Below are 15311 nucleotides of genomic sequence, written 5' to 3' on the forward strand. Positions count from 1 at the left end.
GGCTCCGGGCGGTTTCTGGTGGGGGTTTGGGGGCGCCCAGTGACTCGGAAGGGTCGGTTTGTACGGCGACTGCGGGTTTGTGCGGGCTGGTCGCTCCCCCACTCTCGGCTGCGCTCGAGCGGGGGGACCCCCATCGCGGCGGAGCCGCATATCGGCACAGCCCCGCGCCCCTCGTGAATGCCCCGGAGGTTTAGCGTTGCCGTGTGGGCTACTTCGATGCTGCTTCCGCTGCTCCTCTTCATCCTGTTGCCCGGCAGGCGCTTCAGGTCTCTCTCGATGAAGGGTGGGCCGATCCCTCGCGGCTGTACCGGGAGGGGCGGCGGGCCCGGCTGTTGCTCGACGCGGCGCGGGAGGCGGCGGCCGAGGCCGTGGGGTGCCGGCCGGACGAGTTGGTGTTCACCCCCTCCGGTACGCGGGCCGTGCACTCCGGGATCGCGGGGGCCCTGGCGGGGCGTCGGCGGATCGGGACTCACCTGATCGTGTCAACTGTCGAACACTCTTCGGTGTTGCATTCCGCGGAGATGCATGAGGCGGGAGGCGGCACGGTGACGCGGGTCGGTGTCGACCGCGCGGGTGCCGTCACCGCCGAGGCGTACGCTGCCGCACTCCGCCCCGACACCGCCCTGGCCTGTCTGCAGTCGGCCAACCACGAGGTGGGTACGGAGCAGCCGGTGGCCGAGGTGGCGTCGGTGTGCCGTGCCGCCGGGGTGCCGTTGCTGGTGGACGCGGCGCAGTCGCTGGCGTGGGGGCCGGTGGAGGGTGGCTGGTCCCTGCTGGCGGCGAGTGCGCACAAATGGGGCGGGCCGTCGGGTGTCGGGCTGCTCGTCGTACGCAAGGGGGTGCGGTTCGCGCCCCAGGGCCCTGTGGACGAGCGGGAGTCGGGGCGGGCGGCCGGGTTCGAGAACATCCCGGCGATCGTGGCGGCGGCGGCCTCCCTGCGGGCCGTACAGGCCGAGGCGGCCCAGGAGGCCGTACGGCTGCGGGAGTTGACGGAGCGGATTCGGGCGCGGGTGCCGGGATCGGTGCCGGACGTGGAGGTGGTGGGGGATCCGGTGCGGCGACTGCCGGGCGTGGTCACCTTCTCCTGTCTCTATGTCGACGGAGAGACATTGCTGCACGAGCTGGACCGGGTCGGCTTCTCCGTGTCTTCCGGTTCGTCCTGCACGAGCAGCACGCTGACGCCGAGCCATGTGCTGAGAGCGATGGGGGTGCTGAGCGAGGGCAACGTCCGGGTCTCGCTGCCGCCGGGCACGGCGGAGGAGGACGTCGAACGGTTCCTCGACGTCCTGCCGGGTGCGGTGTCGGCGGTCCGCGAGCAGCTGGGCGCACCGGTCACGGCTACCGCGGCGACCGCGCGGGAGGACGCCCTCGTCGTGGACTCGCTCGGCAAGCGCTGCCCGATCCCCGTCATCGAGCTGGCGAAGGTCATCGGGGACGTCCCGGTCGGCGGCACGGTCCGCGTCCTGTCGGACGACGAGGCCGCGCGTCTGGACATCCCGGCGTGGTGCGAGATGCGGGGGCAGGAGTACGTGGGTGAGGAGCCGGCGGAGCGGGGCTCGGCCTACGTGGTCCGCCGGCTGTCGTAGCAAGGTCGAAGCAATCGGCTCCGGGCCGGAGCCGATACGCCTCAGGTCAGGTGGACCCGCACGTCGGAGGCCGCCTCGTCGCCGTACGCCTTGGCGAAGCGCTCCATGAAGTGGGCTCGGCTCAGCCGGTACTCCTGGGTGCCGACCGTCTCGATGACGAGCGTGGCGAGCATGCAGCCGATCTGGGCCGCGCGCTCCAGGGGGACGCCCCAGGCGAGGCCGGAGAGGAAGCCCGCGCGGAAGGCGTCGCCGACACCCGTCGGGTCGGCCTTGCGCTCCTCGTCGGGGCAGCCGACCTCGATCGGCGCCTCACCGGCCCGCTCGACGCGCACGCCCTGCGCGCCGAGGGTGGTGACGCGATGGCCGACCTTGGAGAGGATCTCGGCGTCCGTCCAGCCCGTCTTGGACTCGATGAGCCCCTTCTCGTACTCGTTGGAGAACAGGTACGTCGCGCCGTCCAGCAGTATGCGGATCTCGTCGCCGTCCATGCGCGCGATCTGCTGGGAGAAGTCCGCGGCGAAGGGGATGCCCCGGGAGCGGCACTCCTCGGTGTGGCGCAGCATCGCCTCGGGGTCGTCCGCGCCGATGGAGACGAGGTCGAGGCCGCCGACCCGGTCGGCGACGGTCTTGAGCTCGATGAGGCGGGCCTCGCTCATGGCGCCGGTGTAGAAGGAGCCGATCTGGTTGTGGTCGGCGTCCGTGGTGCACACGAAGCGGGCCGTGTGCAGCGTCTCGGAGATACGCACCGAGGCCGTGTCGACGCCGTGCCGGTCCAGCCATGCCCGGTACTCGTCGAAGTCCTGGCCCGCCGCGCCGACGAGGATCGGCTTCGTGCCCAGCTGACCCATGCCGAAGGCGATGTTCGCACCTACTCCTCCCCTGCGGACGTCGAGTTTGTCGACCAGGAAGGAGAGGGAGACCGTGTGCAGCTGATCCGCGACGAACTGGTCCGCGAATCGGCCGGGGAAGGTCATGAGGTGGTCATTGGCGATGGAGCCGGTGACTGCGATACGCACGGCTAGGACACGCTCCTGCGAGGGGAGGGGATTGACAGTTCACGCTATCGGGTCGACCTCCCACACTGAAGCGGGAGAAACTACCCGATAGTAGATGTTTTTCCGCGGCTCCGGCGGTGCATACGGTTGCGGTATGACGAACCTCAGGAACGTCGAGGTCCACAGGTCCGCCTCACGCGACCCGGAAGGCGGTCTCGCGGCACTGCGCGGCGACTGTGCCCGGATGGCGCCGCACTGGGCGGCCCCCGACCCGATCATTGCCCTCCCGGTGTCCCCGTCACTCATCCACGGTGTGACGGTGCCCCGGGCGTCGGCCCGCCTCCTGGACGCGATGTCCGACTACGGGGACTGAGTCGGCCTCGGCGGCCAAACCTGTCCGGCACTCGACGCCCAAGAGGGCGCCCGGACAGGGAACCGCGCGCTCCCCCGCCGCGTCCCATCGCTGTCCCCCTTGAAGGGGACCCGGTATACGACCCTTCCGTGCCCCTCCTTCCTGGCAGGACCGGGTCACCAGGGACAGCTGTGGAGCTGAAGGAGCGATGCGGTGAGCACCGAGCGACCCGACAACGACGCGAAACCCGACACCACCGAGGGTGCCGAGTGCGCCGAGGCCGCTGAGGACGCTGAGGACAGCGCTGCGAAGGCCGGGAGTGCCGTCGGTGGTAAGGGCGACAGCAACAGCGGCGGCGCCAAGGGCACCGAAGAGCCTGCAAGCCCCGAGCGGTCCGAGCGGCCTGGGGCTGAGCGCCCCGAGGAGCCCGCACGTCCGGAAGCCCCTTCGCCCGCCGGGAACGACGTGAGCGCCGGCGCTGTCGAAGGCGTCAAGAGTGTCAAGGACGTCGAGGAGATCACGGAGGTCAAAGAGGCCAAGGAGGTCAATGAGGTCACGGGCATCGAGGGCGTCGAGGAGCCCAAAGCCCGGCGTGGGCGTTCCTCCGTGCTCATCGCCTCGGTGGCGGCCGCGGTGCTGCTCGTCGGAGGCGGCGGGGCCTACCTCGCCGCGAGCACCACCGGCGGTTCCGGCGGCGGCAGCGACTCCGGCGCCCCGGCCGGCGACGACACTCCCCCGCCGCTGGCCCTCGACGGCTACACCGAGGGCGGTACGAACGGGATCGCCCCCGGCGAGCCGAACCCCAACGGCGTGACCTACCGCGCCGACGGCGACCTACCCGGCGGCCCGGACTCCGCGCCCATCTACCGGTCGACCGGTGACGTGACCACCGCCGAGGTGGCCCGCCTCGCGCAGGCCCTCGGTGTCGAGGGAACCCCCAGGATCGAGGGCGACACCTGGAAGGTGGGCGCTACGAAGGATGGCTCCGGCCCGAGCCTCCAGGTGAACAAGGACGCACCGGGCACCTGGACGTTCAGCCGGTACGCACCCGGCACCGACAACTGCCAGAAGGCCGACGTCTGCGCCTCGGCCTCGGACACCGCGGCCGGGGGTGACCCGGTCAGCGAGGCCGCGGCGAAGAAGGCGGCCGCCCCGGTGCTGAAGGCCGTCGGCCAGGACGCGGCCAAGCTGGACGCCACCCAGTTCGCGGGCGCCATCAGGACGGTGAACGCCGACCCCGAGGTCGGCGGGTTGCCCACGTACGGCTGGACGACCGGCATCCAGGTCGGCGCCGACGGTCAGGTGACCAGCGGTAGCGGCAACGTGAAGACGCCGGTCAAGGGGGACACGTACCCCGTCATCGGCGCGGACAAGGCGCTGGACCTGATGAACGGACCGGGCCGGGCCACCGGCGACGGCGGGCGCAAGGGCATCGGTGGCTGCGCCGGCCCTGTACCTCTGACAAGCGAGGACGAGGCCTCGTGCGAGGCGGCGACCGCGGCGTCGGAGCCGGTCACCGTCGTCGACGACGCCGTCTTCGGGCTGGCCGCGCGCTTCACGGAGGGCCGGCAGGTGCTCGTGCCGTCCTGGCTGTTCCAGGTACGGCCGGACGGGGCCGGCGCGGGCTTCATGGTGACCCACCCGGCGGTCGACCCGGCGTACCTGACCGCGCCCGAGCCGCCGTCGTCGGTCACGCCGTCGCCGCTCGACCCGGACGAGCCCTCGGGCTCGGCGCCGAAGACGCGCAATGTCCCGGTCGAGGGCTACACGGCGCAGGGCAACGAGCTGACCGTGAGCTTCTGGGGCGGGGTGTGCGGCGAGTACTCGGCCTCGGCGGACGAGGCGAACGGCAAGGTGACGGTCACCGTGACCGAGAAGCCGTCCGGCAAGGTCTGCATCATGGTCGCCAAGGCCATGGAGCGCACGGTGCGGCTGGACAAGCCGCTCGGTGACCGCGAGGTCGTGGGCACGAACGGGAAGGAGATCCCGAAGGGGAGCCTCACCGACCGGGCGCCGAGCGCCAGGTAGTTCACCGGTACGCACACGAAGGCGGCGTCCCCATCGGAGGGGGACGCCGCCTTCGTACGCGCTGGGTACGTGCGCGGAACGCGCTGCGTGCGCCGAAAGGGCGGGCGGCTCAGTTGAAGGAGTCGCCGCAGGCGCAGGAACCCGTCGCGTTCGGGTTGTCGATCGTGAAGCCCTGCTTCTCGATGCTGTCGACGAAGTCGACGGTGGCGCCGCCGAGGTACGGGGCACTCATGCGGTCGGTGACGACCTTGACTCCGCCGAAGTCCTTCTCGACGTCGCCGTCGAGGGAACGCTCGTCGAAGAAGAGCTGGTAGCGCAGGCCGGAGCAGCCGCCGGGCTGGACGGCGACGCGCAGCGCCAGGTCGTCACGGCCTTCCTGGTCGAGCAGGGCCTTGACCTTGGCCGCGGCGGCGTCGGTCAGGATGATGCCGTCGGTGACGGTGGTGGTCTCGTCCGATACGGACATCTACATCTCTCCCGGGTTGTACGGAGACTGCTTGCCGACGTGTCCAACCGGCCGGGCCGCGGATTCATTCCGGGCCGGACGGTTTCCTTCGCGTCTCCCTTCATGCTCGCACATGGGCCGTGGACCGGGGAGCGCCCTGTGGACGGGGCAGGGAGACGGGGTCGGCTGACGGGTCTTCGCATCCTTCCTGCGGGCCGTCGGGATTCACGTCACATCGACGCTATGGCCATCGTCAAACTGACGTGAAGCGGTTATGATAGATAACGTCAATTCGACGAAAAGCCATAACGGTGTCCCGCATGTCCCGCCGGTCCGCATTCCCGGACCGGCGAGCCGCAGAACAGAAAGGGTGCGTGCCGTGACCACCGCCCAGACCCAGGAGCTCGACGTACAGCCGACGCCCCTCGCACTGCTGCTGCTCGGCCGCGAGGCCGACCCGAGGAGCGAGCGCGGTGTCGAGTGCCCCGGCGACCTGCCCTCTCCCTCCGACCCCGACCTGGTGGAGCGCGCCCGCGCGGCCAAGGCGAAGCTCGGGGACAAGGTCTTCGTGCTCGGCCACCACTACCAGCGCGACGAGGTCATCCAGTTCGCGGACGTCACGGGTGACTCCTTCAAGCTGGCCCGGGACGCGGCGGCGCGCCCGGAGGCGGAGTACATCGTGTTCTGCGGTGTGCACTTCATGGCCGAGTCCGCGGACATCCTGACGGGCGACGACCAGAAGGTCGTCCTGCCGGACCTGGCCGCCGGCTGCTCCATGGCCGACATGGCGACGGCCGAGCAGGTCGCCGAGTGCTGGGACGTGCTGACGGAGGCGGGGATCGCCCAGCAGGTGGTCCCCGTCTCGTACATGAACTCCTCGGCGGACATCAAGGCCTTCACGGGCAAGCACGGCGGCACGATCTGCACGTCCTCGAACGCGAAGCGGGCCCTGGAGTGGGCCTTCCAGCAGGGTGAGAAGGTGCTCTTCCTGCCGGACCAGCACCTGGGCCGCAACACGGCGGTGCGGGACATGGGGATGTCGCTGGACGACTGCGTGGTCTACAACCCGCACAAGCCGGGCGGAGGCGTGACCGTCGACGAACTCCGTGCCGCGAAGATGATCCTCTGGCGGGGTCACTGCTCCGTACACGGCCGCTTCAGCCTCGACTCGGTGAACGACGTGCGCGAGCGCATCCCGGGCGTCAACGTCCTCGTCCACCCCGAGTGCAAGCACGAGGTCGTGGCGGCGGCGGACCACGTGGGCTCCACGGAGTACATCATCAAGGCCCTGGAGGCGGCTCCAGCGGGCTCCAAGTGGGCGATCGGCACGGAACTGAACCTTGTCCGGCGGCTGGCGAATCGTTTCGCGCCCGAGGGCAAGGAGATCGTGTTCCTCGACAAGACGGTCTGCTTCTGCTCCACCATGAACCGCATCGACCTCCCTCACCTGGTCTGGGCCCTGGAGTCCCTGGCCGAGGGCAACCTCGTCAACCGCATCGAGGTCGACAAGGAGACGGAGAGGTTCGCGAAGCTGGCGCTGGAGCGGATGCTGGCGCTGCCGTAAGCGGCACCGGGCTCAACGGGGCTCATATGGGCGGGGCGGGTTCTGGCGACCGGCCGGACTCGCTCCGTCGGCCCGCTGCCCGCCCGCCCCGTGCCCGCTCAGATGCGCTCTCGTTCTTAGGGATGTACTTCTTAGATGTACGCCACTAAAAGTGAGGTGCACGTCCCGGCCTACCGGCGGGAGTTCGTGGGCGACGACGTACCGACGGGACTCGACGACTTCGACGACTGGGTGTGCCGCACGGTGCTCAACCCCGCACGCCCCCTGCACGGCGAGGCGGAGTTCCTGCTCACCGCCGAGCCGGACGTACGCGACCGCGCCCTGTACCACTCACTCCTGGCGTCGGTCGCGGGCGGCAGCCACACCAGTGGCGGCATCGCGAGCGCGATCGGCCGCAAGGCCACCGACATCTCTCAGCCGCTCACCGTCCTCAAGCGCTGCGGACTGCTGAGCGTGGAACCGGACGCCTTCCGTGGCAATCGAAGCGCGTACCGCATCGCCGAACCCCTGATCACGTTCCACCACGCGGTCGTACGCCCGAACCAGGGACTGCTCACACAGCGGCGCAACCCGGCGACGGCCTGGGCCATGTCCCGGGACACGTTCCTGAGCAAAGTGGTCGGTCCGCATTTCGAGCACCTGTGCCGCGAGTGGGCCTCCTGGCACGCCGAACCCGACACCTTCGGCGGCCTGCCCATCGTGGTCACCTCCGGGACCGTCACCGATCCGTCCGCGCGCACCTCCCACGAGGTCGACGTCGTCGTCCGCGGTGCGGTCGGCCAGGACCACGGCATCCTGCTGTCGGTCGGCGAAGTGAAATGGAACAAGGTCATGGACGTACGCCACCTCGACCGGCTCCGCAACCTCCTGGGACTCCTCGCATCCCGAGGCATCGACACGAGCCACGCCCGCCCCGCCTGTTACAGCGGCGTCGGCTTCACCCCAGCCCTGCAGGCAGCGGCCGAATGTGGCGAAGTGGTCCTCGTGGATCTGGGGCGTCTGTACGGCGGGGCGTAGCCGCTCCGTCACGCAACGAGGGCTGACGCTTCACTGCTCCGGCAGCCGCGCGCCCCTGCTCTCCGCGATCCGCAACGCATCCCCCAGCGCCTCGGCCAGCCGTACGCCCGCGAAGCGCAACTCCCGCTTTCCCGCGCCCGGTTCGTCCAGCAGCGGCCTCGCCGCATCCAGGACGTACGTGGCCGAGCCGAGCAGTTCCGCCTCCAACTCGTCGGCCATACGGGACAGTCGGCCGCCGGGTTCCTCCGCGCTCAGGTAACACGGGCGTCCGTCTGCCGTGGTCCACGGCAGCAGTCTCAAGGGGGTGCCCGTTCCGTCCCGCATCACCATGTGTCGCTCCCTTCGAATCGAACCAGCCCCTACGCGGACCTGGACGTCGTTACTGTTTGTGTTGCCATCGTCGCTGTACGACATGTGGCTCAACAGCAGCGCCCCGTCCCCACGTTGAGGACGGGACGACGACAGCAGGAAGGCGAGACCAATGGCGTTCAAGCCGGGGACCCTTACCCCCTACCTCTCCGCCCGTCACTACTTCGGCGCCGAGCAGCGTCGCCATCGCGAAAGCGCGGGACTGTCACTCGTACAGCTCGCGGGCATCGTGAACTCCAGCAAGAGCACGCTCGCACGCATCGAGACGGCGGAGTTGATGCCGCCGCCGGATCTGCCCGACCGGCTCGACGCGGCGTTCGGCTCGGACAAGCACTTCCACGGGCTGTACGAACTGGCCAAGCGGGAGGCGCATCCGGACCAGTACCGGCGGTTCATGGACTTCGAGGCGCAGGCGGAGGTCATCGAGACCTGCGTGGCGCAGGCCGTCCCAGGGCTGTTGCAGATCAGGGAGTATGCCCAAGCTCAGCTCAGCCTCCGAGAGGAACTCTCCCCGGAACAGGTGGAGCAACGCGTCAACGCACGCCTTTCCCGGCAGGAGCGACTGCGCTCGGCCCGCCGGCCTCTGCGTTGGGCGATCATCGACGAGTCCGTCCTCCGGCGCCCCGTAGGCAGCAGGGAGTGCATGTCCAAACAACTGGCCTACCTGCTCGAACAGGTGGATACTCCGGACAGCAAGGTCCAGGTGATGCCCCTCGGCGCTGGTGTGCACTACCTGTTGGGGGGCACATTGACCCTGCTGACCCTTCCCAACAGCTCCACCATGGTCTACGAAGAGGGCATCGAGGTCGGCCACCTCTACGAGGACCGGGACTCGGCGAAGAAGTGGCGGCGGCACTACGAAGTACTGCGCGCCAACGCTCTCCCGCCAGCAGCATCGGCGGAGCTGATCCGAGACGCTATGGAGGACTACAAGCCATGCATCACACCCCCGAGCTGAGCTCCGCTCGTTGGCGCCGGAGCAGTTACAGCAATGCCAACGGGGGCGATTGCGTCGAGATCACCAACGACTTCCCCGGCGTCGTCCCCGTACGCGACAGCAAGAACCCCCACGGCCCCGTGCTCGTCGTCCCTGCCGCCGCCTGGGACGAGTTCGTCAACTCTCTGAAGGTGTAAACGACGGTGGCCCCGTACAAGGATGTACGGGGCCACCATCAAACCGTCAGACGCCCGCAGGCTCCGGCTCTCCCGGCTGCGACTCCGTCGGCTGGGACGGGGCCTCGGCCCCGGCCTTCTTCGCCCGCTTGTCCGCCTTCTTCTTCGCCCGGCGCTCCTTACGGAGCTCGACCATCGCGTAGAGCGTCGGGACGAGGAGAAGCGTCAGCAGCGTCGACGAGATCAGACCGCCGATCACCACCACCGCCAGCGGCTGCGCGATGAAGCCGCCCTCGCCCGTGATGCCCAGCGCCATCGGCAGGAGCGCGAAGATGGTCGCCAGAGCGGTCATCAGGATGGGACGCAGACGGTGGCGGCCGCCCTCTATCACGGCCTCCACCACGCCGTAACCCTGGCGCCGGTACTGGTTGACGAGGTCGATCAGGACGATCGCGTTCGTCACCACGATGCCGATCAGCATCAGCATGCCGATCATCGCGGGGACGCCCATCGGGGTACCCGTGGCGACCAGCAGTCCGAGCGCACCCGTCGCCGCGAAGGGGATCGAGACGAGGAGGATCAGCGGCTGGATCAGGGAGCGGAAGGTGGCGACCAGGAGCATGAACACGATCGCGATCGCCGCCAGCATGGCCAGGCCCAGGTTCGCGAACGCCTCGTCCTGGTCCTGCGACACGCCGCCGATCTCGGCGGTGGCACCCGCCGGGAGCTTCAGCGCGTTGAGCTTGGAGGTGAGTTCCGTGCTCACGGCGCCCGTGTTGTCACCCGTCGGCTTCGCCGTGATGGTGGCCGCTCGCTGACCGTCGATACGGGTCATCGAGACCGGGCCGTCGACCAGTTTCACGTCCGCGATGTCGCCCAGCTTCACCGCACCCAGACGCAGGGCCTTCAGCTCGTCCATCGTCTCCGCCGGCTTCGCCGACCTGATGACGATGTCGCGCTCCGTGTCGTCCAGGGTCGCCTTGCCGCTCGTCGTGCCGCGTACCGCCTGGGCGACGGCCCCACCGAGGGTGGTGTTGTCGAAGCCGGCCGCGGCCGCCTTCTCGTTGGCCTGTACGGAGATGCGCGGCACGCTCGTCGCCAGGTCGCTCGTGACGTCGGTGACGTCGTCGAGCTTCGCGACCTCGTCGCGGACCTCGTCGGCGGCCTTGCGCAGCACGTCGGCGTCGGCCGCCTTCACGACCACGCTGAGGTCCTGGCTGCCGAAGCCGTCCCCGGCCGCGAGCGTCGTCGTACCGATCCCGGAGAGCTTTCCGAGCCCCTCCTCGATACGGTTCTGGACGGTCTCGGCCGAGGCCGAGTCCTCCAGCATGACCGTGTAGGACGCCTGGTTGGTGTCCGTACCGCCGCCGAAGGCCGCCATGAAGCCGGACGAGCCGATCGTGACCTGGTAGTCCTTGACGCCGTCGATGCCCGCGAGCATCTTCTCGACCTTCTGCGCCGCCTCGTCCGTCTCCGCCAGACTCGTGCCCGGCTTCAACTCCTGCTTGACGTTGAGGACTTCCTGCTCGCCCTGGTCGAAGAAGTTCGTCTTCAGCAACGGCGCCATGCCGAAGGTGCCGATCAGGACCACGACCGCGATCGCCACGCTCGTCAGGCGGCGGCGCGTCGCGAAGCGCAGGACCGGGACGTAGAGGCGCTGGAGCCGGCTCTTCGCCTCCTTCTCCTCCGCCTTGCGGCGTGCTTCCTCGGCGTCCTCGGGCGTGCCCTTCGGGGCGCGCAGGAACCAGTACGACAGCACCGGGACGACCGTCAGCGACACCAGGAGGGAGGCGAGGAGCGCCGCCGTCACCGTCAGGGAGAACGAGCCGAACAGCTCGCCCACCATGCCGCCGGTCAGACCGATGGGGAGGAAGACGGCGACCGTGGTCAGCGTCGAGGACGTGACCGCGCCCGCGACCTCCCGTACCGCCTTGATGATCGCTTCCTGGCGCTCCTCGCCGTACCCGAGGTGGCGCTTGATGTTCTCCAGGACCACGATCGAGTCGTCGACGACACGGCCGATGGCGATGGTGAGCGCGCCGAGCGTGAGCATGTTCAGGGAGAGGTCGCGGGTCCACAGGACGATCAGGGCCAGGACCACGGAGAGCGGGATGCTCACCGCCGTCACCAACGTCGAGCGGATCGACGCCAGGAAGACCAGGATGACGAGGACCGCGAAGACGAGACCCAGCGTGCCCTCGGTCGTGAGGCCGCTGATGGACTTGGCGACCGCCGGGCCCTGGTCGCTGACGACGGTGATGTCCGTGCCCGAACCCAGGTCCTTGCGCATACCGGGCAGCGCGTCCTTGACCGCGCCCGAGATGGCGACGGCGCTGCCGTCACGGTCCATGGTGACGCTCACGGCGAGGCTCGGCTTGCCGTCGGTGCGCGTGATGGAGTCGGCGCGGGCCTCCTGCTCCTTGACGGTGGCGACATCACCGAGGCGCACGGGCTTCGCGGCGCCCTGGCCGCCCTGACCACCCGGGCCGCCCTGACCGGTGACCATCAGGTCCTCGATCTGCTTCAGCGAGGTGTAGCCGCCGCCGACCTGGACGGTGCGGTTGGAGCCGCCCTCGTCGAACGAGCCGGCCGGCATGGTCGCACCGCCGGTCTGCAGGGCCTGGCCGATCGCGGCCGGCGTGAGGCCCGCCTTGGCGAGCTTCTTGTCGTCGGGCGTGACGGCGACCTGGAGGTCCCGTACGCCGTCGACCGTCACCTGGCCGACGCCGTCGATGGCCTTCAGGTCGGGTACGACGGTCCGGTCCAGCTTGTCGGCAAGGGCCTGCTGGTCCTGGCCGGAACCGGAGCTGACGGCGAGGACGACGGTCGGGATGTCGTCCGTCGAACCGGCGACGACCTGCGGGTCGACATCGTCCGGGAGCTGGACGCGAACCCGGTTGACGGCCTGCTGGACGTCGGCGACGAGCTGGTCGGTGCCGGGGCCGTAGTCGAAGGAGGCCATGATCAGGGCGTTGCCCTCGCTGGCCGTGGAGGTGACGCCCGTGATGCCGTCGACGGCTTCGAGGCTGCTCTCGATGGGCTCGACGACCTGCTTCTCGACGACGTCGGGCGACGCGCCCTGGTACGGCGCCAGGACGGACACCATGGGCAGTTCGATGGTGGGCAGCAGCTGCTGTTTGAGCTGGGGTATCGCGATCGCCCCGAAGACGATGGCGATGATCGACATCAGGCCGATCAGGGCCCGTTGTGCGAGGCTGAACCGTGACAGCCAGGACATGGGTGAGGGTCTTTCTTCTGGGAGCGGCAGAAGCAGGCACGCGCGAAGCGCACGACGCGGGTGGAGCACACCGGCACGTATGAAGCAGCGCAAGTGAGCGCCCGCCTCTACACCATGAGCCATCCCCGGACGCCGATTCGTAGCCCCCAGGTCCATTTCCTTGATCGGCCAGTACTCCGGCCGCAGTACGCCCGGGTTGAGCTCAGTCCACCCTTGGGCGTACGAGTCCGGACTCGTACGCGATGACCACGAGCTGGGCCCGGTCGCGGGCGCCGAGCTTGGCCATGGCCCGGTTGACGTGCGTCTTCACGGTCAGCGGGCTCACTTCGAGGCGTTCGGCGATCTCGTCGTTGGAGTGCCCGCCCGCGACCTGGACGAGGACCTCGCGCTCCCGGCCGGTCAGGGAGCCCAGGCGCTCGGAGCGGGCGGGGTCGCGCCCCTCGTCCTGCGCACCGTTCCCCTGGGCGAGGAACCTGGCGATGAGCCCCTTGGTGGCGGCGGGCGACAGCAGCGCCTCGCCGCCCGCCGCGACCCGGATCGCGTTCAGCAGTTCCTCGGGTTCCGAGCCCTTGCCGAGGAAGCCGGAGGCGCCGGCGCGCAGCGACTGCACCACGTACTCGTCGACCTCGAACGTCGTCAGCATGACCACACGGACATGGGCGAGCGCGGGGTCGGCGGTGATGAGCCGGGTGGCGGCGAGCCCGTCCGTGCCCGGCATGCGGATGTCCATCAGCACCACGTCGGCCCGCTCCGCGCGTGCGAGTTCCACGGCCTCCGCCCCGTCCGAGGCCTCCCCCACGACCTCCATGTCCGGCTCGGAGTCGACGAGCACGCGGAAGGCGCTGCGCAGGAGCGCCTGGTCGTCGGCGAGCAGGACGCGGATGGTCATGTGGTGTTCCCCCCGGTCGTTCAGGGCCAGGCCGGTCGTACAGGGCCAGGCCGGTCGTACAGGGCTGGGTCGGTCGTACAGGGCTGGGTCGGTCGTACAGGGCTGGGTCGGATCGTACGGTCCCGCCTGTCCGCAACGGTCACGCTGTGTCGTCGGCCCGGGCGGTAGGAGTCTTGACGGGCAGGATCGCATGGACGCGGAAGCCGCCTCCGTAGCGGGGGCCCGCGGTGCAGTTGCCGCCGAGCGCGGTGACGCGTTCCCGCATGCCGATCAGCCCGTGGCCGCCACCGCCGCCGTCCTCCTCGGGGCCGGTGTGCCCTTCGTTGCCCTTGTGCCCTTCGTTGCCGTTGTCGAGCACGGTGACCTCGATGTTCGGTCCCGCCCGTACGACGCTGACCTCGGCCTTCGCTTCGGGGCCCGCGTGTTTCTGGACGTTGGTGAGGGCTTCCTGGATGACGCGGTACGCGGCGAGGTCGACGGCGGCCGGGAGGGCGGTGCCGAGGTCGGAACGGGCGACCTCGACGGGCAGACCGGCATTGCGGAAGGTGTCGGCGAGTTCGTCGAGCCGGTTCAGGCCGGGGGCGGGCTCGGTCGGGGCCTCGGGGTCGCCGGACTGTCTCAACAGGCCGACCGTGGCACGGAGTTCGCCCAGCGCGGAGCGGCTGGCCTCGCGGACATGGGCAAGAGCTTCTTTCGCCTGGTCGGGCCGCTTGTCCATGACATGGGCGGCGACTCCGGCCTGGACGTTGACCAGGGCGATGTGGTGGGCGACGACGTCGTGCAGATCGCGGGCGATGCGGAGGCGTTCCTCGGCGACGCGGCGGCGGGCCTCCTCCTCGCGGGTCCGTTCGGCGCGCTCGGCGCGCTCCCTGATGGCGTGGACGAAGGCGCGGCGGCTGCGTACGGCGTCTCCGGCCGCGGCGGCCATGCCGGTCCAGGCGAAGATGCCGAGGTTCTCCTGCTCGTACCAGGGCAGCGGGCCGGCGAGCATGGCGGTACCGGTCAGGGTGGTCATGGTGAGCAGGCCGACGCGCCAGGTGGTGGGGCGGTCGGTGGTGGAGGCGACCGTGTACAGGGCGATCACGGCGGACATCGCGACCGGGGCGCGGGGCTCGCCGGTCGTGAGCGCGACGACGGAGAGGGCCCCTGTGACCGCCAGTACGGTCCTGGGGGCGCGGCGGCGCAGGACGAGGGCGACCGCGCTCAGCGTCATCAGGGTGACGCCGAGGGCGTCCGGGGTGCGGGCACCCCATTTCGCGCCACGCTCGGCGTTCGGGTCGACGAACGAACCGGCCAGCATGCAGGCCAGCACGGCGATCGCCAGCGCCGCGTCCAGCGCCAGGGGGTGCGCCTTCAGCCAGTGGCGGGCGCGGAGGAGGGTGCTCACGCCTTCAAACGGTACGGGGGCCCTGCCGGGGGCGGAATGGGTGTCGGCGGTACCTGTTGCTTCAGGGCACCCTCGTGAGGGCTCTGCCCCCAGACCCCCTTGGGGGGTTGGATAGTGGCTCGGGTTTGTGAGTCATCTGCGGTCGAGCGGCAAGATGATCGGCCTGAACGGCCTCGTCCTCAATCGCCGGACGGGCTGAAATCCAGCCCCTCCGGCGTTTGAGGAGCGGGGGTCCGGGGGCCGGCCCCCGAAACCGGGGCCGGGGCCGAACCCGAAGAGGGGGTCCGGGGCGGCGCCCCCTGGGATGGGACGGGTAGGGGCGGCGGGG

At 69.9% G+C, this 15311-nt stretch carries 13 protein-coding genes; 7 read left to right on the forward strand and 6 right to left on the reverse strand.

Going from position 1 to position 15311, the window contains the following annotated elements:
* Window positions 1-203: 203 nt before the first annotated feature.
* The gene (locus FPZ41_RS37130) at window positions 204-1586 is read left to right on the forward strand and encodes a cysteine desulfurase/sulfurtransferase TusA family protein (RefSeq protein WP_322621203.1); all 1383 of its coding nucleotides are present in this window, start codon (window positions 204-206) and stop codon (window positions 1584-1586) included.
* Window positions 1587-1627: 41 nt separating this feature from the next.
* Here the strand turns inward: FPZ41_RS37130 and FPZ41_RS37135 are convergent, their stop codons facing one another.
* Window positions 1628-2602: a carbohydrate kinase family protein gene (locus FPZ41_RS37135; RefSeq protein WP_322621204.1), complete on the reverse strand. Its 975-nt coding sequence runs from the start codon at window positions 2600-2602 to the stop codon at window positions 1628-1630.
* Window positions 2603-2735: 133 nt separating this feature from the next.
* Here FPZ41_RS37135 and FPZ41_RS37140 point away from each other — a divergent pair, with 133 nt between their 5' ends.
* Together FPZ41_RS37140 and FPZ41_RS37145 are read left to right on the forward strand one after the other, a co-directional pair.
* Window positions 2736-2954, forward strand: a complete 219-nt coding sequence (locus FPZ41_RS37140; protein WP_152868026.1) for a hypothetical protein — start codon at window positions 2736-2738, stop codon at window positions 2952-2954.
* Between the two features lie 192 nt (window positions 2955-3146).
* The gene (locus FPZ41_RS37145) at window positions 3147-4961 is read left to right on the forward strand and encodes a hypothetical protein (RefSeq protein ID WP_407698866.1); all 1815 of its coding nucleotides are present in this window, start codon (window positions 3147-3149) and stop codon (window positions 4959-4961) included.
* A gap of 109 nt (window positions 4962-5070) precedes the next feature.
* Here the strand turns inward: FPZ41_RS37145 and FPZ41_RS37150 are convergent, their stop codons facing one another.
* Window positions 5071-5427, reverse strand: a complete 357-nt coding sequence (locus FPZ41_RS37150) for an iron-sulfur cluster assembly accessory protein (RefSeq protein ID WP_152868028.1) — start codon at window positions 5425-5427, stop codon at window positions 5071-5073.
* Window positions 5428-5785: 358 nt separating this feature from the next.
* On the opposite strand from FPZ41_RS37150, the gene nadA reads away from it, so the two are divergent.
* Window positions 5786-6970 (forward strand): quinolinate synthase NadA, encoded by a 1185-nt coding sequence (nadA, locus tag FPZ41_RS37160; RefSeq protein ID WP_131568148.1) that lies wholly within the window; start codon window positions 5786-5788, stop codon window positions 6968-6970.
* Window positions 6971-7105: 135 nt separating this feature from the next.
* Window positions 7106-7987, forward strand: coding sequence for a hypothetical protein (locus tag FPZ41_RS37165; RefSeq protein ID WP_194236351.1), 882 nt, complete (start codon window positions 7106-7108; stop codon window positions 7985-7987).
* A 30-nt stretch (window positions 7988-8017) separates the two neighbouring features.
* Here the strand turns inward: FPZ41_RS37165 and FPZ41_RS37170 are convergent, their stop codons facing one another.
* Entirely contained in the window at window positions 8018-8317 is a 300-nt protein-coding gene (locus FPZ41_RS37170) for a hypothetical protein (RefSeq protein WP_152868032.1), read from the reverse strand.
* Window positions 8318-8468: 151 nt separating this feature from the next.
* Between FPZ41_RS37170 and FPZ41_RS37175 the strand changes: the two genes are divergently transcribed.
* Together FPZ41_RS37175 and FPZ41_RS37180 are read left to right on the forward strand one after the other, a co-directional pair.
* Window positions 8469-9314, forward strand: coding sequence for a helix-turn-helix domain-containing protein (locus FPZ41_RS37175; RefSeq protein ID WP_152868034.1), 846 nt, complete (start codon window positions 8469-8471; stop codon window positions 9312-9314).
* Window positions 9293-9490, forward strand: coding sequence for a DUF397 domain-containing protein (locus tag FPZ41_RS37180; RefSeq protein ID WP_152868036.1), 198 nt, complete (start codon window positions 9293-9295; stop codon window positions 9488-9490). Before FPZ41_RS37175 ends, FPZ41_RS37180 begins: the two co-directional genes overlap by 22 nt.
* 46 nt (window positions 9491-9536) lie before the next feature.
* Here FPZ41_RS37180 and FPZ41_RS37185 read toward each other — a convergent pair whose 3' ends face one another.
* The 3 genes from FPZ41_RS37185 to FPZ41_RS37195 all read right to left on the reverse strand — a co-directional run bounded on the left by FPZ41_RS37185 (window position 9537) and on the right by FPZ41_RS37195 (window position 14983).
* Window positions 9537-12707: an efflux RND transporter permease subunit gene (locus FPZ41_RS37185; RefSeq protein ID WP_152868038.1), complete on the reverse strand. Its 3171-nt coding sequence runs from the start codon at window positions 12705-12707 to the stop codon at window positions 9537-9539.
* 202 nt (window positions 12708-12909) lie between these two features.
* Window positions 12910-13596, reverse strand: a complete 687-nt coding sequence (locus FPZ41_RS37190) for a response regulator (protein WP_131568162.1) — start codon at window positions 13594-13596, stop codon at window positions 12910-12912.
* Between the two features lie 139 nt (window positions 13597-13735).
* Window positions 13736-14983: a sensor histidine kinase gene (locus tag FPZ41_RS37195; protein ID WP_322621205.1), complete on the reverse strand. Its 1248-nt coding sequence runs from the start codon at window positions 14981-14983 to the stop codon at window positions 13736-13738.
* Window positions 14984-15311: the final 328 nt, after the last annotated feature.

It is taken from the genome of Streptomyces acidicola (assembly GCF_009377235.1).
Classification (GTDB): domain Bacteria; phylum Actinomycetota; class Actinomycetes; order Streptomycetales; family Streptomycetaceae; genus Streptomyces; species Streptomyces acidicola.